General features: G+C 67.1%; 16 protein-coding genes. 4 read left to right on the top strand and 12 right to left on the bottom strand.

The features are described from left to right. Positions 1-38: 38 nt before the first annotated feature. The 12 genes from ACFU5V_RS18355 to ACFU5V_RS18300 form a co-directional block, all read right to left on the bottom strand. Positions 39-1,478 carry a short-chain fatty acid transporter gene (locus ACFU5V_RS18355; RefSeq protein WP_378701053.1) on the bottom strand — a complete coding sequence of 480 codons (1,440 nt, stop codon included), beginning with the start codon at positions 1,476-1,478 and terminating at the stop codon, positions 39-41. Between the two features lie 43 nt (positions 1,479-1,521). After that, positions 1,522-2,055 (bottom strand): carboxymuconolactone decarboxylase family protein, encoded by a 534-nt coding sequence (locus ACFU5V_RS18350; RefSeq protein WP_378701051.1) that lies wholly within the window; start codon positions 2,053-2,055, stop codon positions 1,522-1,524. Beyond that, positions 2,052-2,918, bottom strand: coding sequence for an SDR family NAD(P)-dependent oxidoreductase (locus ACFU5V_RS18345; RefSeq protein WP_378701049.1), 867 nt, complete (start codon positions 2,916-2,918; stop codon positions 2,052-2,054). The genes ACFU5V_RS18350 and ACFU5V_RS18345 overlap by 4 nt, the downstream gene beginning before the upstream one ends. Before the next feature lie 99 nt (positions 2,919-3,017). Further along, a complete protein-coding gene (locus ACFU5V_RS18340; RefSeq protein WP_378440682.1) occupies positions 3,018-3,716 on the bottom strand; it encodes a GntR family transcriptional regulator in 699 nt (232 codons plus the stop codon). Further along, the gene (gene urtE / locus ACFU5V_RS18335; RefSeq protein ID WP_378701047.1) at positions 3,716-4,429 is read right to left on the bottom strand and encodes an urea ABC transporter ATP-binding subunit UrtE; all 714 of its coding nucleotides are present in this window, start codon (positions 4,427-4,429) and stop codon (positions 3,716-3,718) included. Before urtE ends, ACFU5V_RS18340 begins: the two co-directional genes overlap by 1 nt. Beyond that, positions 4,416-5,261: an urea ABC transporter ATP-binding protein UrtD gene (gene urtD, locus ACFU5V_RS18330; RefSeq protein ID WP_378701045.1), complete on the bottom strand. Its 846-nt coding sequence runs from the start codon at positions 5,259-5,261 to the stop codon at positions 4,416-4,418. The genes urtE and urtD overlap by 14 nt, the downstream gene beginning before the upstream one ends. Further along, positions 5,258-6,376: an urea ABC transporter permease subunit UrtC gene (urtC, locus tag ACFU5V_RS18325; protein WP_276142653.1), complete on the bottom strand. Its 1,119-nt coding sequence runs from the start codon at positions 6,374-6,376 to the stop codon at positions 5,258-5,260. The genes urtD and urtC overlap by 4 nt, the downstream gene beginning before the upstream one ends. Continuing rightward, the gene (gene urtB / locus ACFU5V_RS18320; RefSeq protein ID WP_378701043.1) at positions 6,373-7,257 is read right to left on the bottom strand and encodes an urea ABC transporter permease subunit UrtB; all 885 of its coding nucleotides are present in this window, start codon (positions 7,255-7,257) and stop codon (positions 6,373-6,375) included. The genes urtC and urtB overlap by 4 nt, the downstream gene beginning before the upstream one ends. Positions 7,258-7,305: 48 nt before the next feature. Beyond that, positions 7,306-8,556, bottom strand: a complete 1,251-nt coding sequence (gene urtA, locus ACFU5V_RS18315) for an urea ABC transporter substrate-binding protein (protein WP_378701041.1) — start codon at positions 8,554-8,556, stop codon at positions 7,306-7,308. Positions 8,557-8,763: 207 nt separating this feature from the next. After that, the gene (gene ramB, locus ACFU5V_RS18310; RefSeq protein ID WP_007301354.1) at positions 8,764-10,176 is read right to left on the bottom strand and encodes an acetate metabolism transcriptional regulator RamB; all 1,413 of its coding nucleotides are present in this window, start codon (positions 10,174-10,176) and stop codon (positions 8,764-8,766) included. A gap of 73 nt (positions 10,177-10,249) precedes the next feature. Continuing rightward, positions 10,250-11,509, bottom strand: a complete 1,260-nt coding sequence (gene fmdA, locus ACFU5V_RS18305) for a formamidase (protein ID WP_378701039.1) — start codon at positions 11,507-11,509, stop codon at positions 10,250-10,252. A gap of 21 nt (positions 11,510-11,530) precedes the next feature. Then, a complete protein-coding gene (locus ACFU5V_RS18300) occupies positions 11,531-11,821 on the bottom strand; it encodes an FmdB family zinc ribbon protein (protein WP_378440113.1) in 291 nt (96 codons plus the stop codon). A gap of 402 nt (positions 11,822-12,223) precedes the next feature. Here ACFU5V_RS18300 and aceA point away from each other — a divergent pair, with 402 nt between their 5' ends. The 4 genes from aceA to ACFU5V_RS18280 all read left to right on the top strand — a co-directional run bounded on the left by aceA (position 12,224) and on the right by ACFU5V_RS18280 (position 18,041). After that, entirely contained in the window at positions 12,224-13,513 is a 1,290-nt protein-coding gene (gene aceA / locus ACFU5V_RS18295; RefSeq protein WP_072939629.1) for an isocitrate lyase, read from the top strand. A gap of 169 nt (positions 13,514-13,682) precedes the next feature. After that, entirely contained in the window at positions 13,683-14,579 is an 897-nt protein-coding gene (locus tag ACFU5V_RS18290) for a 3-hydroxybutyryl-CoA dehydrogenase (RefSeq protein WP_378437425.1), read from the top strand. Between the two features lie 44 nt (positions 14,580-14,623). Then, a complete protein-coding gene (gene metE, locus ACFU5V_RS18285; protein WP_378437427.1) occupies positions 14,624-16,918 on the top strand; it encodes a 5-methyltetrahydropteroyltriglutamate--homocysteine S-methyltransferase in 2,295 nt (764 codons plus the stop codon). A gap of 82 nt (positions 16,919-17,000) precedes the next feature. Then, complete coding sequence (locus tag ACFU5V_RS18280) at positions 17,001-18,041, top strand: NAD(P)-dependent alcohol dehydrogenase (RefSeq protein WP_378701037.1); 1,041 nt, start codon at positions 17,001-17,003, stop codon at positions 18,039-18,041.

Raw genomic sequence — 18,041 nt, 5'->3', positions numbered from 1 at the left:
GAGATTTCTCGAAGTAAAGCGTGGGTTAGTAACACCTCTCACGGTGTCGAGGGTTGCACCGGGGGGACGAAGTCGAACGTGGTGCCGAGCAGCCACACCAGCAGCAGGACCACGGGCAGGTGGAACATGAACTGCAGGAACGTGAATCCCACCAGATCACGCGCCCTGAGCCCCAGCACCGCGAGCAGCGGCAGCATGAAGAACGGGTTGATCAGGTTCGGCAGCGCCTCGGCGACGTTGTACACCTGGACCGTCCAGCCCAGGTTCATCCCGACGTCGGTGGCCGACTGCATGACGTACGGCGCCTCGACCAGCCATTTTCCGCCGCCGGACGGCACGAACAGGCCCAGCACGACGGTGTAGAGGGCGATGACGACGGTGAACGCTCCACCGCTACCGATGTTCGTGAAGAACTCGGCCAGGTGCTCCGAGATGGTGAGACCGTGTCTGCCCTCGGCCTCGGTGAGGATCGCGGCCATCGCGGCATACAGCGGAAACTGGACCAGGATGCCCGCCGTGGCCGGGACGGCCAGAGCGACGGCCTGCAGGAATTTACGCGGCGTTCCGTGCAGCACCAGCCCCAGAATGAGGAAGACCAGCAGGTACGCGTTCAGGCTACTGACGACGGTGAGCAGGGGTGTGGTCACGAGTTGGGAGACGAGCCAACCCAGCGTCATGAGCCCGGCCAGCGCCGGCAGGATCCAGCTGTACTCGAGCCACTCGCCCGGTCGTGATCGGGGTGGCACCTCCTTGGGCCGGTCGTCGAGGTCGACCTCGAGGTCCTGGGCGGTGGTGACGGCGGCGCCCCTCGGCGCCGAGAAGTGGGCGATCACCACGGTCAGGGCGATGATGATCACGCACATCAGCAGCGACTGCCACGTGAAGATCGTGGTCCCGAAGTCGAGAACGCCGGTGATCTTCAGCAGCGCCGGCGGCAGGGAGGCGGCGGTGGCCTGGAGTTGGGCGGCGGAGGACGACATGCCGAGCGCCCACACCGCGCCCAGACCCATGAAGGCCGCCGCGCCCAGGGCGCGGTAGTCCACCCGCAGGTCCGTTCGGCGTGCGATCGCCCGGGCCAGCAGCCCGCCGAACACCAGGCTGAGCCCCCAGTTCAGGAACGAGACCGACATGGACAGGAACGCCACGAAACTGACTGCGCTGCGTGCAGTCCCGGGCACCGTCGCCAGCCGGTCGATCAGCCGGGCCACCGGCGGGGACGTCGCGACGACGTACCCGGTCAGCACCACCATCGCCATCTGCAGGGTGAACGCGGTCAGATCCCAGAACCCGTCGCCGAACGCGTCCACCACTTCCTGCGGAGACGAACCGTTGGCCAGCGCGGCCACCGCGACGACGAACACGCCGACGAGGGCGAAGACGTAGGCGTCCGGAAACCACTTCTCCGTCCACCCGGCCAGCGACTGCGCAACCCGCGCCAAACCCTTCTCGGAACGGACGTCTTCGGTGGCGGAGGTCATGCAGCCGTTCCTCTTCTCTGCGTTCTCTGCGCGATGCGGGAGCCTACGAGTAGTCGCGTTCGATCCGCAGCGTCCCGATGGTGGTGGCCAGGGCGTCGTACTGCGTCACCAGGAAACAGAACTCGATCAGCCGCCGATCGTCGAAGTACGCCCCGAGCGCCGACCACGTGGCGTCGTCCAGGTTGTCGGTGGTGACGAGTTGGTCGACGGCGGTGAGAATGGCGCGGCGGCGCGCGTCCCAGCCGTCCGCGTCCGGACCTTCCAGCACCTGTTCGAGCAGCGCCGGGGTGACGCCGGCCCGGCGTCCGAGGCGCACGTGGTGGTCCATCTCGTAGCCGCACTTCCGCAGGTGCGCCACCCGCAGGATGATCAGTTCGGTCTCGTGGCGGGAGATCTTCCCGCCCGGCATCAGCTTGCCGGAGTAGTGCAGCCACGCACGGAACAGGCCCCCCGTGCGGCCCACGGTGCTGAACAGATGCGCGTCCGGGACGCCGGCGACGCGGGAGATGACGCGCCACAGCACCCAGTTGACGGGGCCGAGTTCCTTCAGACGTCCCGGTGGAATGCGTGCGGTCACGCCGCCCCCTCTCCTTCTACTCGCCCCCTGGCAGGAACGGTTGCGTGCGTGCGTAGTTCGATCGACCGGGTCATCTCGGTAGCCCGAGATGCGAGTCCCCGAAGTGGGAGGGCCCGAAGTGCGAGCATACGCACCGAATCCGTCCCGGGTACCCGGGACGGCGCGGAAATCCGGGTCTTCCGTCCCGCGATTCCCCGTTCGAGCGCGTCGACCGCCACCGTGATCGAGGAGGTCCGGGCGAGTGCGCTGCCGCGGGGCGCGGGGACCGCGGCGCCGTCGAAGCAGATCAGCGTGCGATCCGTGTCGATCTCGCCGAGCCGGGCGATGCCGACCCGGGTTCCGAGCGGCTTCATCTCCTCCCGCAGCGCCTCGCCGAGTTCCTCGGCGCCGCCTCTCGTCGCGCTGTGAACGCCACGCAGCGGGTCGAATGCCGTCGACGATGCCACGACCAGCGCGTACCCGTTGCGATGCCCGATGTACGGCCCCGCGGCCCGCAGCGTGTGGTACGTCCCCAGCACGTTGACCTCGATGGCGTAGCGCATCATTTCCGGATCACCCGCGACGATGTGCGCCGGGGGTGTCACGCCCGCGTTCGCGACGACCACGTCGAGGCCGCCGAGCCGGTCGGTGAGGTAGTCGAACGAGTCCTCGACGGCGCGCCGGTCGCGGATGTCGCATCGGCGCCACGGCGCCCGGCCGCAGGTGGTGGCGGTCTGTTCGAGGAGTTCGGGTTCGAGGCCGAGCAGCCCGACGCGGGCGCCCCGCTCGTGAAGTCGCCTGGCGAGTCCGGCGCCGATTCCCCGGGCCGAGCCGGTGATCAGGACGCGGCGTCCGACCAGATTCTCTTCGAGAGTGCGTGACATGGAGCGAGTTCCCAACCTGTGTTACCGAGCGGTAGCAAGACGCTAGCACCCGCTCGGTGCATTGGTGGGAAAAATGTCCCACCTAGTTGGACAACTGTCTCAATCACGGATCGCCCAGGCCATCCGCGCAAGGGAAAGTGCCTGCTCCGCGCGCTCGATCACCACCTCCCGCGACTCGCTGATGTGCGCGAGCAGCGTGTCGTATGCGGTGTCCAGCTTGCCGTCGAGTGCGAACTCGGCGACCGCGATGTGCTCGTCGACGGTCGCGCTCATGCGGTCGGGGGTCAGGTAGTCGAACATCCGGACCGGCCGAACCTTCGCGTTCACGCTGACGAGCGCATCGGACAGCGCTCGGTTTCCGGCCGACCGCAGCAGCACCGTGTGGAACTGCTCGTCGAGCGCCACGAATCCGGCATCCGGCTCGGGGTTCTCCTTCCGCAGCGCGTACCACCGCTCGAGTTCCGGCCCCAGGACGTCCGGGTCGTGCGACAGCGACTCGTCGGCCCGCACCCGGGCGATGCCCTGAAGCTCGAGGGTGATGCGCAGTTCGTACAGCCCGGCCAGTTCGTCGATGCGAGGGCGGTACGGAAACAGCCCGCCGACATCGCGCTGGACCAGTCCGTCGGCGAGGAGCCGGGCGAGCGCCTCCCGCACCGGTGTCCGCGACACCCCGTAGGTGTCGGCGAGACGTTCCTCGCCGAGCCGCTGTCCCGGCGGGATCCGCCCGCTCATCAGGTCGGTGCGCAGCGACAGGTAGACGTGATCGCTGAGGGAGCCGTCCGGCGCTCGGCGTGCCATCAGATGGCCATCGCCGCGCGGACGTCGGAGACCGCGGTCCGGACGTCGGAATCGGGTGCGGCTCCGCCGGCGCCGGACGACGTGACTCGCCCGGACTCGAGCACGTAGTAGCGCTCGGCGGATTCGAGCGCGAACCCGATGTGCTGTTCCACCAACAGGACTCCGAGGCCGCCTCGGCGGGTGAGTTCCATGATCGTGCGTTCGATCTCCGTCACGACGGACGGCTGGATTCCCTCCGTCGGTTCGTCGAGGATCAGCATCTTCGGTTCCGTGATCAGCGCCCGCGCGATGGCGAGTTGCTGACGCTGGCCGCCGGAGAGGAGACCGGCGCGCCGGTCCAGCAGGCCGCGCAGCGCCGGGAACAGGTCCAGCGCCTCGCCGACGAGTTCCTTGCCGCGCTTGCGGCCGTCTGCCACCACCTGCAGGTTCTCCGCGGTCGTCAGCTGACCGAACGACTGCTGGCCCTGCGGCACGTATGCGAGGCCGCGCGCCACCCGGGCGCTGGGCCGCAGCGCCGTGACGTCCTCGCCGTCGAACAGCACCCGCCCGGAATTCACCGTGATCAATCCGACCGCGGCCCGGAGAAGCGTGGTCTTGCCCGCGCCGTTGTGTCCCATCACCGCGGCCACCCCGTCCGACGGGACCGTCAGCGACACTCCGTGGATCACCTCGGTCCGGCCGTACCCGGCCCGGACGTCGTCAAGCTCGAGCATCGCTGTCCTCCTTCGCAACGTCGGGCTGCAACTCGGGGGCGGCGCCCGCCGCGGCGGTCCCGAGGTACACCTCCTGCACCCGTGGATCGGCCTGCACCTGTTCGACCGTGCCCTCGCTCAGCACCTTCCCGGCGTGCAACACCGTCACCGAGGTCGCGAACGCGCGCATGAAGTCCATGTCGTGCTCGACCACCACGACGGTTCGTTCACCGCCGATGCGGCGCAGCAGGTTTCCCGTCTCCTCGCGTTCCTCGTGGCTCATGCCCGCCACCGGCTCGTCGAGCAGCAGGACCGAACAGTTCTGCACCAGGAGCATGCCGATCTCGAGCCACTGCTTCTGCCCGTGCGCGAGGATTCCGGCCGGGGTGTCGCGGAGTTTGCCGAGACCCGTGACGTCGAGCGCCTCCTCGATCGCGGGGAGCACCGCCTTGCGGCGGCGCAGCAGCGTGAGCGCCGAGCGGCCGGAGCCCGCCGCGATGTCGAGGTTCTGGAGCACCGACAGTTCCTCGAACACACTCGCCGTCTGGAACGTGCGGCCCACGCCGAGCCGGGCGATGCGGTGCACCTTCTTGCCGATCAACTCGACGCCGGATTTCGTGACCGACCCCGTCGCCGGGACGAGCCCGGTGATGGCGTCGACCAGCGTGGTCTTGCCCGCGCCGTTGGGACCGATCAGGAACCGCAGATCGCCCTGCATCAGGGTGAGGTCGACGCCGTCGACGGCCTTGAAGCCGTCGAAGCTGACCCGCACGTCCCGGACCTCGAGGTACTCACTGGACATTCCGGCGTTGCCGCCGGGCACCGGCTCCCTGGTTGTGGTGGGAATCGTCATCGCGCCATCTCCATTCGTTCCGCCGTCTCGGTCTCGTCCTCCGGACCGGGCGGTGGCTGCTGTTCGGACGCGGCTTTCTGCTTGCGCTTCAGCAGCGCGAACAGCCCCGCGACACCGGCCGGGAAGAAGCCGACGACCACGATGAACAGCAGACCCTGCGCGTAGATCCAGCCGGACGGGAACGACTCCGAGAAGGCGCTCTGCGCCCATGCCACACCGATCGCGCCGAGGACGGGGCCGAGGAGCGTGGAGCGTCCGCCGATGGCCACCCCGATCAGGAACGCGATCGACGGGACGATCCCGACGTCGGCGGGGGAGATGATGCCGACGATCGGCACGAACAGCGCACCGGCGAGACCGGCGAAGAACGCTGCCGTCACGTAGGCGACGAGTTTGATGTTCGCCGGGTCGTACCCGAGGAAGCGCACCCGCTCCTCCTGATCCCGGACGGCGACGAGCAGTTCGCCGTACCGGCTGTTCATCAGTTGCCGGGTGACGGCGACGACGGCGAGCAGCACGCCGGCGGCGATGAAGAACAGCATCTGTTTGTTGGCGGGATCGTTCAGGTTGAAACCGAAGAACGTGCGGAACCTGTTGAGGCCGTTGCTCCCTCCGGTGCTCTGCTGACCCACCAGCAGGATGGCGAACGCGGCGGCGAGTGCCTGGCTGAGGATCGCGAAGTACGCGCCCTTGACGCGGCGCTTGAACACGCCGAGGCCGAGGACGAACGCCACCGACGCGGGGATCAGGAGGATTCCCAGGATCGTCACGATCGGCGACGTGAACGGCACCCAGTAGCCCGGCAGTTCGCGGATGCCCGCGATCTGCATGAAGTCGGGCACGGTGTCGCCGCGGAGTTCGGCGTCGGCGATCTTCAGGTGCATCGCCATCATGTAGGCGCCCAGTCCGAAGAACACCCCCTGGCCGAGCGTGAGCATGCCGCCGCGGCCCCACGCGAGGCCGATACCGACCGCGACGATCGCGAAGCACAAGAACTTGCCGAGCAGACTCAGCCGGAAGTCGCTGAGGACCGCGGGCGCGAGAACGAACAGAAGCAGCGCGGCCAGCGCGAATCCCGCCCACGCGCGGTAGCGGCCACTCGTCAGGATGCTCATACGAGACTCCTCGTCTTGACGGCGAACAGGCCCTGCGGCCGAACCTGGAGGAACACCACGATGACCACGAACACGATGACCTTGGCGATCGACGCCGTGGTCGAGTACTCGACGAACGAATTGAGGATGCCGAGCGCGAACGCGGCGATCACCGCACCCTTCATCTGGCCCAGACCGCCGACCACGACCACCAGGAACGCGTCGATGAGGTAACTCTGGCCGATGGTCGGGCTCGTCGAGCCGATCAGGGTGAGCGCCACACCCGCGACACCCGCCAGCCCGGAGCCGATGAAGAACGTCGTCACATCGGTTCGGCGACTGGAGATCCCGCTCGTCTCCGCGAGGTCGCGGTTCTGCACGACAGCGCGGATCCGGCGTCCCATCGACGACTTCTGCATCGCCAGCGACAGCGCGACGACGGCCACGACCGCGAGAACCAGGATGAACAGCCGCGTCTTCGGGACCACCGCGCCCAGGATCTCCACCCCGCCGGACAGCCAGCCCGGTGCGGCGACGTTGACGGCGGGCGCCCCGAAGACGTCGCGGGCCAGTTGCTGCAGGATCAGACCGACACCGAACGTGACCAGCAGCGTGTCCAGCGGCCGGTGGTACATCCGCTTCACGAGTGTCACCTCGAGCAGGACGCCCATCGCACCACCGACCACGAAGCCGACGAGCAGAGAGACGAACAGCGAACCGGTCGCGCTCGACACCACCTGCTGCACCACGTAGGCCGTGTACGAGCCGGCCATGATGAATTCGCCGTGGGCCATGTTGATGACGCCCATCTGGCCGAACGTCAACGACAGCCCCAGCGCCGCGAGCAACAGGATCGATCCGATACTCGACCCGGTGAACAGCTGTCCGATCACTACATCCATCGATGTATGTCCTCTCTCTTCCCTCGTGCTCGTCGGACCGTGTTCCAGCTACCCCAGCGACTCGGCCCACGGGTAGGACTTCAGGTACGGGTCCGGCTGAATCGGGGTGCCCGAATCCCAGACCGTGTAGATCAGGCCGTCGCCCCGGATCTCACCGATCCGCGCGGTCTTGGTGATGTGGTGATTGGACCCGTCGATGGTGACCAGACCCTCCGGTGCGGCGAACGTGACGCCGTCCGCGTTGTCCTGGATGTCCTTGGTGGCGAACGAGTTCGCCTTCTCGACGGTGTTTCTCCACAGGTACACGGACGTGTACGCGGCTTCCATCGGGTCGGACGTCGGCTTGTTCGCGCCGTACCGGGCCTTGTACGCGTCGACGAACTTCTTGTTCTCCGGCGTGTCGACGGTCTGGTAGTAGTTCCATGCGGTCAGCTGACCTTCGATGTTCTGGACGCCGATGCCGCCGACCTCCTCCTCGGCGATCGACACGGACACGACGGGCATGTCGGCGGGTTTCAGGCCGACGTTCGCGTACTCGCGGAAGAAGGCGACGTTGGAATCGCCGTTCAGGGTGTTGAATACGGCGTCCGCGTCGGCGGAGCGGACCTTGTTGACGATGGTCGAGAAGTCGGTGGAGCCGAGCGGTGTGTAGTCCTCGCCCTTGATCTCGATGCCGTTGGCCTCCGCGTACGCCTTGATGATGCGGTTGGCCGTCTGCGGGAACACGTAGTCGCTACCGACCAGGTACAGCGATGTGACGCCCTTCTCCTTCAGGTAGTCGAGAGCGGGCACGATCTGCTGGTTGGTGGTGGCGCCGGTGTAGAAGATGTTCTTCGAGTCCTCGAGCCCCTCGTACTGCACGGGGTAGTAGAGCAGCGAGTTGTTGTCCTCGAAGACCGGCAGCATCGCCTTGCGGCTCGACGACGTCCAGCCGCCGAACACGGCTGCGACGCAGTCGCTGCTGATGAGCTTCTCCGCTTTCTCCGCGAACACGGTGGGCTCCGACGCACCGTCCTCGGCCACGATCTGGATCTTCTTGCCGAGCACGCCGCCCGAGTTGTTGATCTCGTCGACCGCGAGTGCGATCGAGTCCCGGACGGTCACCTCACTGATGGCCATGGTGCCGGACAGCGAGTTCAGCGACCCGACCTTGATCGTGTCCCCGGACGTGTCCACACAGGACGCCGCCGTGGACTCGCCGGCCGTGTCGGACGCCTTGCTGCCGCAACCGGTCAGCACGAGCCCGATGGCGGCGAGCGCGGTCGGTGCAGCGAGGGCGCGCTTGGAGAAGGTGCGCATGTACGGGCCTTTCCGTCGGAGGACTGGGTGGACCTCCGCAACCCGGGACATGTATCCGCCCCACGTATACAGAGGTGTATTCGTGGGGCGAACATTAAGCGGCCGTTGTTGCGCCTGAATGTCTGGCGGTGACGTGTTCGTGACGCGAATTACGGTTGCGTGAACAACCGCTCACAGTGCCCCGGCGTGGCCGGGAACCGGTGTGCGCTAACGGATCAGATAGGGCGACACCGAACTCTGGTGCTCGCTGATGTCGAGTTGCTTACCGAGCGGGGGGAACGCGCGCTGCGGGCAGTTGACGCGCTCGCACACCCGGCAACCGGCACCGATCGGGGTGCCCGGGTTGGAATCGTCGAGGTCCAGTCCGTCGCCGTACACGAGACGGTGCGCGTGCCGGATCTCGCAGCCCAGCCCGATCGCGAAGATCTTGGCGGGCTGACCGTAACGTTGGGCGCGGCGTTCGACGGTCCGGGCGATCCACAGGTACCGGCGGCCGTCGGGCATCTGCGCGATCTGGTTCATGATCTTGCCCGGGTACGCGAACGTCTCGTACACGTTCCACAGCGGGCACGTGCCGCCGCTGGTGGAGAAATGGAACCCGGTGGCGGACTGCCGCTTCGACATGTTGCCGGCCCGGTCGACGCGCACGAACATGAACGGGACACCGCGCAGCTTCGGACGCTGCAGCGTGGAGAGTCGGTGGCAGATCGTCTCGTAGCTCACCGAGTAGAACGCCGACAAGCGCTCGATGTCGTAGCGGAAGTCCTCGGCCACGTCGTGGAACTGGCCGTAGGGGAGGACCGTGGCCGCAGCGAAGTAGTTGGCCAGCCCGAGCCGGGCGAGCGCGACCGACTCGTCGCTCGTGAAGCCGCCCTCCGCCACCAGCTTGTCCAGCAGGTCGCCGTATTCGAGGAACGCCAGTTCGGTCGCGAACTTGAACACCTGCTGCCCACCCGACAGGTGCGGCGAGATCTCCAGCAGCCGCGACTCGGGGTCGTACCGGTGCAGGACGTTCTCGCCGAGGTCGATGCGCTTGACGATCTGCACGTCGTGCACCGTCTGCAACCGGCGGGCGATCTCACCGCCGACGTCGCCGCGGTGGAACCGCATCCGCGCCGTCAGCTCCTCCGCGGCGGTGTCCAGCTCGTGCAGATAGTTCTGCCGCTGATAGAAGTAGTCGCGGACCTCCTCGTGCGGCATCGTGATCGAGCCGCTGCCGCTGCCGTCGCTGTAGCGGTCCTCCGTCGCGAGCGCCAGCTGGGCGGTGGTGTTGCGGAAGCGGCGGTGCATGTTGACCATCGCCTTGGCCAGGCCCGGATGCGACGCCACCATCTCCGCGATCTCCTGGGCGTCGGCGTCGATCCCCATCTCCTGATCCAGCGCCACCTCGCGCATCTCCGCGATCAGGCGCGTGTCGTCCTGGGACGAGAAGAACGTGGTGTCGACGCCGAAGACCTCGCTGATCCGCAGCAGCACCGGCACCGTCAGCGGCCGGACGTCGTGCTCGATCTGATTGAGGTAGCTGGCCGAGATCTCCAGCGTCTTCGCCAGCGCCGCCTGGCTCAGACCACGCTCGGTTCGGAGCTGACGCAACCGGGTGCCGACGAAGGTCTTGGACATACGGCAATGGTACCGGCGCAGGTCAGCTGTGCGAACGGAACCTTCGCAAGATTTGCTCGCTCGGGTCGGGAGGTCAGGCCCTGTTCTCCGAGCGCGGGGCGCCGATCCCCGGGTCGATCCGGTACGGACCCGACGCCGACGGTGCGACGGGGAAGTCGAACATCGCCGTCGGCAGGTACACGGTCGAGCAGGAGTTCGGGATGTCCACGACCCCGGACAGCCTGCCCTCGATCGGCGCGGCGCCGAGCAGGAGATACGCCTGCTCGGGGCTGTACCCGAACTTGGTGAGGTAGTCGATCGCGTGGAGACATGCACGCTGATATGACAGGTGCGAGTCGAGGTACTTCTGTTCCCCGTCCAGGGTGACGGACGTCCCCGAGAACGCGAGCCATTCCGAGTACTGCGGATCGGTGTTGCCGGGCATGAAGATCGCGTTCTCGGACACGCCGTACGTGTCCATCCCGCCGGGGATGATGTCGACGCGCAGGTCGATGAAGCCGCCCATCTCGATGGCGCCGCAGAACGTGATCTCGCCGTCGCCCTGGGAGAAGTGCAGATCGCCGACCGACAGGTTCGCTCCGTCGACGAACACCGGGTAGAAGACGCGGCTGCCCTGGGTGAGGTTCTTGATGTCCTGGTTGCCGCCGTTCTCGCGCGGGGGCGCGGTGCGGGCCGCCTCGCCGGCGACGCGGTCGAAGTCGGAACCCGACAGGGACCCGAGGACGGCGTCCTGCGGTTCGGGCGGCAGCGCGAGTGGGGGAACCCGGCCCGGGTCGGTGGCGATGAGCGCGCCCTCCCTCGCGTTCCACTTCGACAGGAGGGCGGCCGACGGCGCGGTGCCCATCAGCCCGGGGTGCACGATGCCGGTGAACGAGACGTGGGGGACGTGGCGCGACGTGGCGGTCTGGCCGGCGAAGTCCCAGACGGCCTTGTAGGCGTCGGGGAACTGCTCGGTGAGGAGTCCGCCGCCGTTGTGGCGGGAGAAGATGCCCGTGTAGCCCCAGCCCTGGCCGGCCAGCGGGCCGGAATCCTCCTGGGGGATGGGCCCGACGTCGAGGATGTCGACGATCAGCAGGTCGCCGGGCTTTGCGCCCTCCACGGCGAACGGTCCGGACAGGGTGTGCACGGTGGTGAGCGGTGCGTTGAGGATGTCGTCGGCGGAGTCGTCGTTGTGGATGGCGCCGTCGAACCATTCGCGGCAGTGCACGCGGAAGGAGTCGCCCGGTTTCACCGTGACTGCGGCCGGGATGTCGGGGTGCCAGCGGTTGTGCCCGACTATCGCCTGGTCGGTGAACTTCTTCGAGGAATCGAGCGGAAACAGCAGTTCGGGCATGTGCGCTCCTTCGGTGGCCGGTCAGGGACGAGGAAGTCGGCGATGCAGCGGGTTGTTCGTGACGGGTGAACGCCCGGTCGCGGCCCGCGGTGGCGGTCCGGCGACGACGGCCGGTTCGTGAGCCGACCTCTTCGTTGCGTCGAGGAGTTTCATCGCGGACGAAGATCCGTGTCCGAGGCGCGGGGAGGACACGAGCCGGGCGGCGTCGCCTTCGCATCCGGGGCAGGGGACCGATCGGGGCACGTCGGCCATGGGGAACGACCGCTCGAACGGGCCGCAATCGGCGGCGCATCGGAATTCGTACAGCGGCATCGTGGTGCCCTTCGCCCGGAGGAGACCATTCGAGGTCACGGTAGCCGACCGGATCGGTGATTGCAGTCACATCGGGCTGTCGGAGGCGCCTCCGCGGACGGGGAACGGCACGGTCGGGCGGGGGCAGTTATCTGTGTACGACGGGTTGCGTGCATGTGGTTCACCACCTGCGAGTTTTTGCTACTGGCGAGTATTTTTCCTCCCCGATCGGGCAGGTGTGGCGCTGAACTTTCTTAACAGTCTTTGCAAAGTGTTGTGAAAAGCTAGCCAAGATTGGCAGTAGCAACAGGTAGACGGCACTTTTTGCTTATGCCATTCTCGGTGAGTACATACGAAGGGCCTGGCAAGGATGTGAAGCAGTACATCCGTACCGGACCAGAAGTCGAAGAGAGTGGAGTCTTGATGTCGACCACCGGCACCCCGAAGACCGCAGCTGAAATCCAGCAGGATTGGGACACCAACCCGCGCTGGAAGGGAGTAACCCGCAACTACACGGCGGAGCAGGTCACCAAGCTCCAGGGCACCGTTGTCGAAGAGGCGACCCTCGCACGCCGTGGATCCGAGATCCTCTGGGACCTCGTGAACAACGAGGACTACATCAACTCGCTGGGCGCGCTGACCGGCAACCAGGCCGTGCAGCAGGTCCGTGCAGGACTCAAGGCCATCTACCTGTCCGGCTGGCAGGTCGCCGGTGACGCGAACCTGTCCGGACACACCTACCCCGACCAGAGCCTCTACCCGGCCAACTCGGTCCCGCAGGTCGTGCGCCGCATCAACAACGCGCTGCTGCGCGCCGACGAGATCGCCAAGGTCGAGGGTGACACCTCCGTCGACAACTGGCTCGCCCCGATCGTCGCCGACGGTGAAGCCGGCTTCGGTGGCGCGCTCAACGTCTACGAGCTGCAGAAGGCCATGATCGCGGCCGGTGTCGCCGGTTCGCACTGGGAGGACCAGCTCGCGTCGGAGAAGAAGTGCGGCCACCTCGGTGGCAAGGTGCTCATCCCCACGCAGCAGCACATCCGCACCCTGACCTCGGCTCGCCTCGCGGCCGACGTCGCGGACGTCCCCACCGTCGTCATCGCGCGAACCGACGCCGAGGCCGCCACCCTCATCACCTCCGACGTGGACGAGCGTGACCGCCCGTTCCTCGACGGCACCCGCACCGCCGAGGGCTTCTACGGCATCAAGAACGGCATCGAGCCCTGCATCGCGCGTGCCAAGGCCTACGCCCCGTACTCCGACCTCATCTGGATGGAGACCGGCGTGCCGGACCTCGAGGTCGCCAAGAAGTTCGCCGAGGCCGTCCGCAGCGAGTTCCCCGACCAGCTGCTCGCCTACAACTGCTCCCCGTCCTTCAACTGGAAGGCGCACCTGGACGACGCGACCATCGCGAAGTTCCAGAAGGAGCTCGGCGCGATGGGCTTCAAGTTCCAGTTCATCACCCTGGCCGGCTTCCACTCGCTCAACTACGGCATGTTCGACCTGGCCCACGGCTACGCCCGCGAGGGCATGACCGCCTTCGTCGACCTGCAGGAGCGCGAGTTCAAGGCCGCCGAGGAGCGTGGCTTCACGGCTATCAAGCACCAGCGTGAGGTCGGCGCCGGCTACTTCGACAGCATCGCCACCACGGTCGACCCCAACACGTCGACGGCTGCGCTGAAGGGCTCCACCGAAGAGGGCCAGTTCCACTAGGAACTGAGCCGCCTCTCCGGAACGTCAACGCACCAGTCGGGCGGCCCGCAATTCGCGTTGCGGGCCGCCCGTGCCGGAGTCCGAGGCTTTTGGAAGTACCCGGTGAGTTACCCCTGTGCTCGCCAAATCGGTTGTCACCGAAGCGCAGTCAAGGTTGAGGAGATACGACGTGACCAGCGAAAAGATTCAGCGCGTCGGCGTGATCGGCGCCGGGATCATGGGCGCCGGAATCGCAGAGGTGTGCGCTCGCGCGCACGTCGACGTTCTGGTGTTCGAGCAGACCCGTGAGCTTGCGGCGGCGGGGCGTTCGCGCATCCTGCGTTCGCTCGATCGCGGAGTGAGCAGCGGCAAGATCACCGAGCGGGAACGGGAGCAGGCCGCCTGGCGGCTGCGGTTCACCTCCGACCTCGGTGATTTCGCGGACCGGCAGCTCGTCGTGGAGGCCGTCGTCGAGGACGAGAAGGTGAAGAGCGAGATCTTCGCCGAACTCGACCAGGTCGTGACGGATCCGAACGCCGTGCTGGCGTCCAACACGTCGTCGATCCCGATCATGAAGCTGGGCATCGCCACGACGGCCCCGGAGCGGGTCATCGGGATGCACTTCTTCAACCCCGTTCCGGTGCTTCCCCTCGTCGAGCTGGTGACCACGCTCAAGACGAGCAAGTCGGTGTCCGAGCGGGCCGAGGCTTTCGCGAGTGACGTGCTGGGCAAGCAGGTCGTCCGGTCCGCGGACCGTTCCGGGTTCGTCGTCAACGCCCTCCTGGTGCCGTACCTGCTGTCCGCGATACGCATGGTGGAGTCCGGGTTCGCCACGAAGGAAGACATCGACAAGGCAACCGTTCTCGGCCTCGCGCACCCGATGGGTCCGCTCGCGCTGACCGACCTGGTGGGCCTGGACACGGTGAAGTCCATCGCCGACTCCATGTACGAAGAGTTCAAGGAGCCCCTGTACTCGGCTCCGCCGCTGCTGCTCCGCATGGTCGAGGCCGGGTTGGTCGGCAAGAAGTCCGGTGCGGGCTTCTACGAGTACGGCGACAACGCCCGTGCCGGCAAGAAGGCCAGCTAGCAGGTAGGTAGGTGACTGCACCTGTGCCCAGAAAGGTCGACCGCATGTCCAGCACCGCAGCATACGGATCCAGCATCCTGGGGTATCCCCGCATCGGACCTCGCCGCGAACTCAAGCGTGCCCTCGAGTCCTACTGGCACGGCACGGGAACGAAGGACGAACTCGTCGCCGTCGCCCGCGATCTCCAGGAGGAGACGTGGAGTGAGCTCGCCGCGACCGGGTTGACCCAGGTCCCGGGCAACACGTTCTCCTACTACGACCACGTACTCGACAACGCGCTGCTGTTCGGTGCGGTGCCCGAGCGGTTCGCGCCGCTCGAGAGCCAGCTCGATCCGCTGGACTTCTATTTCACCCTGGCACGGGGCAGGCCGGACTTCCCGCCGCTCGAGCTGGTGCGGTTCTTCGGCACCAACTACCACTACCGTCAGCCCGAACTGGACGAGAACACCGAGTTCTCGCTGCGGTCCGAGACCCTGCTGGACGAGTTCGAGCGGGCGAAGGCCCGCGGGATCGAACTGCGCCCCGTCGTGTTGGGACCCGTGTCGCTGCTCCTGCTGTCGAAGGTCGGTCCGACGTCGAAGCGGCACGGCTTCTCGACCCTGGATCTGCTGGACGAGCTGCTGCCGGAGTACGAGCTGCTGTTCGAGCAGCTGGCGAAGGCCGGCGCCACGTGTGTCCAGCTGGACGAGCCGTCGTTCACCGAGGACCGCACGCCGGAGGAGCTGGCTGCGCTGGCCCGGGTATACGAGAAGTTGTCGCACGCGCCGCTGCGTCCCCGCATCCTCGTCACCGGACCGTACGGGCATCTCGGGGAGGCCCTCGCCGTCCTCGCCTCCACGAAGGTCGAAGCGATCGGTCTCGATCTCGTCAGTCATCGGCTCAGTGCCGACGAGCTGGCGCGGATCCCGGGGATGAAGCGCAAGCGCATCTACGCCGGCGTCGTCGACGGCCGGAACGTGTGGCGGGTCGACCGGTACAACACGCTGACGTACCTGAACACGCTGAAGGACGTCGTGCCCGATCTCGTGGTCTCGACGTCGACGTCGTTGCTGCACGTGCCGTACGACGTGCTGTCCGAGTACGACATCCCGGGCGACGTCGCGGACCGGCTCGCGTTCGCGAAGCAGAAGGTCGGCGAGGTGGTCTCGCTGGCCAAGGCTCTGACGGAGGGACCGTCCGACAAGTGGCGCAAGCGCCCCACGTCGGTGCACTTCAAGCTCAAGCACGCGGTGCGCGCACGGGTCAACGCGATCAGGCCGGACGACCGCATCCGCGCCCCGTACGAGGAGCGGCGGGTCGCGCAGCAGGAGCGACTGAACCTGCCGCTCGTTCCGGCGACGACGCTGGGTTCGTTCCCGCAGACGAACGAGATCCGGATTGCCCGGTACGAGCTGGGGCAGGGGCGCCTGGAGTGGGACGAGTACTACAAGCGGATCCAGGCGGAGATCGAAAGCACGATCCGGTTGCAGGAGGACATCGGTCTCGACGTCCTCGTGCACGGTGAGCACGAGCGCAACGACATGGTGCAGTACTTCGCGGAGCTTCTCGAGGGGTATGCCTTCACGCACAACGGCTGGGTGCAGGCTTACGGCTCGCGGTGTACACGTCCCCCGATCCTCTACGGGGACGTGTCGCGGCCGAAGCCGATGACCGTCGAGTGGATCGCGTACGCGCAGTCGCTGACGGACAAGCCGGTCAAGGGCATGCTGACGGGTCCGGTGACGATGATCGCGCGGTCGTTCGTCCGCCAGGATCAGCCGCTGTACGAGACGGCCGACCAGTTGGCGCTGGTGATCCGTGACGAGATCGCCGACCTGGAGGCGGCGGGAATTGCGATCATCCAGGTCGACGAGCCGGCCATCCGGGAACTGCTGCCGTTGCGCGAGAACGGCCGCGAGGCGTATCTCGAGTGGGCGGTCGACGCGTTCCGTCTCGCGACGGGTGCGGCGAAGCCGGAGACGCAGATCCACACGCACCTCACGTACACGAGCCGGGCGTCGGTGGTCGACGCCATCGAACGGCTCGATGCGGACGTGACGGCGATCGTGGCGACGCGTTCCATCACGTGGGTGCTCGATGCCATCAAGGAGCGGGCGTTGACCCACGGGGTGGGTCCGGGTGTGTACGAGAGCCGGTCGGCCCGGATTCCGGACATCGACGAGTTGGACGAACTGCTCACGGAGGCGAGCGAGTCGGTCTCACTGGAACGGCTGTGGGCCAACCCGGACGGCGGGCTGAAGACTCGCCACTACTGGCAGCTCGAGCCCTCGCTGCGCAACCTGGTGGCGGCCGCGAAGCGTCTGCGCAGGCGGTCCGAAAAGGAAGAATCCGAGGACTGATTCCTCCGGCGTGTTCGGGGTCACCGCGGTAGCGGCGGCCCCGAACGTGCGTTCGGTCGCGCAAGCATGTAGGCATGTACGGATGGTTACCGCAGCCGCATATGCAGTCACGTCCGCCGACAGCCGTTTCGAGAAGACCACCCTGCAGCGCCGCGAACTCGGACCGCTCGACGTGCTGATCGAGATCAAGTTCGCCGGCATCTGCCACTCCGACATCCACACCGCCCGCAACGAATGGGGCAGCACCCGGTACCCGGTCGTGCCCGGTCACGAGATCGCGGGCGTGGTGAGCGCGGTCGGGTCCGACGTCACGAAGCACCGGGTCGGCGACCGCGTCGGGGTCGGGTGCTTCGTCGACTCCTGCGGCGAATGCGACGCCTGCCGGGCCGACGAGGAGCAGTACTGCTTCAACCGGGTGACCGGGACGTACAACGCCGAGGGGCGCGACGGCGAGCGGACGCAGGGCGGCTACTCGACGCACATCGTGGTGACGGAACACTTCGTCCTGTCCATCCCCGACGGCCTGGAACTGGACGTCGCGGCGCCGCTGCTGTGCGCGGGCATCACGTTGTACTCACCGCTCGCGCACTGGGGCGCCGGACCGGGCAAGAAGGTCGCCGTCATCGGGATGGGCGGTCTCGGGCACGTCGGCGTGAAGATCGCGCACGCGATGGGCGCCGACGTCACCGTGCTCAGCCAGTCGCTCGGCAAGAAGGACGACGGCCTGAAATTCGGCGCCGACCACTACTACGCCACCTCGGATCCGGGCACGTTCGCGCAGTTGCGCGGACGGTTCGACCTCATCGTCAACACCGTGTCGGTGAATCTCGACATCGACGCGTACCTGTCGATGCTCGCGATCAACGGCACCCTCGTCGAACTGGGGTTGCCGGAGAAGCCGATCGAGGTGCGCGCGTTCAGCCTCGCCGCGAACCGCCGCAGCCTGGCCGGTTCGATGGTGGGCGGCATCGCTCAGACGCAGGAGATGCTCGACTTCTGCGCCGAACACGGAATCGGCGCCGAGATCGAGGTGATCTCGGCGGACCAGATCGACGGCGCCTACGACCGCGTCGTCGGCAGCGACGTGCGGTACCGATTCGTGATCGACACGGCAACGATCTGA

The organism is Rhodococcus sp. NPDC057529 (assembly GCF_042802055.1).
GTDB lineage: Bacteria > Actinomycetota > Actinomycetes > Mycobacteriales > Mycobacteriaceae > Rhodococcus_F.
Note: the sequence above shows the minus strand (reverse complement) of the source record. Positions and strands in the feature narration are given on the sequence as shown.

Bases quoted from the DNA above. Each gene is read 5' to 3' on its own strand.
- urtB (WP_378701043.1), bottom strand. From the start codon at position 7,257: ATGGATGTAGTGATCGGACAGCTGTTCACCGGGTCGAGTATCGGATCG.
- ramB (WP_007301354.1), bottom strand. From the start codon at position 10,176: ATGTCCAAGACCTTCGTCGGCACCCGGTTGCGTCAGCTCCGAACCGAG.
- ACFU5V_RS18340 (WP_378440682.1), bottom strand. From the start codon at position 3,716: ATGGCACGCCGAGCGCCGGACGGCTCCCTCAGCGATCACGTCTACCTG.
- ACFU5V_RS18355 (WP_378701053.1), bottom strand. From the start codon at position 1,478: ATGACCTCCGCCACCGAAGACGTCCGTTCCGAGAAGGGTTTGGCGCGG.
- urtA (WP_378701041.1), bottom strand. From the start codon at position 8,556: ATGCGCACCTTCTCCAAGCGCGCCCTCGCTGCACCGACCGCGCTCGCC.
- metE (WP_378437427.1), top strand. From the start codon at position 14,624: ATGTCCAGCACCGCAGCATACGGATCCAGCATCCTGGGGTATCCCCGC.
- urtC (WP_276142653.1), bottom strand. From the start codon at position 6,376: ATGAGCATCCTGACGAGTGGCCGCTACCGCGCGTGGGCGGGATTCGCG.
- ACFU5V_RS18300 (WP_378440113.1), bottom strand. From the start codon at position 11,821: ATGCCGCTGTACGAATTCCGATGCGCCGCCGATTGCGGCCCGTTCGAG.
- ACFU5V_RS18280 (WP_378701037.1), top strand. From the start codon at position 17,001: ATGGTTACCGCAGCCGCATATGCAGTCACGTCCGCCGACAGCCGTTTC.
- urtD (WP_378701045.1), bottom strand. From the start codon at position 5,261: ATGACGATTCCCACCACAACCAGGGAGCCGGTGCCCGGCGGCAACGCC.
- urtE (WP_378701047.1), bottom strand. From the start codon at position 4,429: ATGCTCGAGCTTGACGACGTCCGGGCCGGGTACGGCCGGACCGAGGTG.
- fmdA (WP_378701039.1), bottom strand. From the start codon at position 11,509: ATGCCCGAACTGCTGTTTCCGCTCGATTCCTCGAAGAAGTTCACCGAC.
- ACFU5V_RS18345 (WP_378701049.1), bottom strand. From the start codon at position 2,918: ATGTCACGCACTCTCGAAGAGAATCTGGTCGGACGCCGCGTCCTGATC.
- aceA (WP_072939629.1), top strand. From the start codon at position 12,224: ATGTCGACCACCGGCACCCCGAAGACCGCAGCTGAAATCCAGCAGGAT.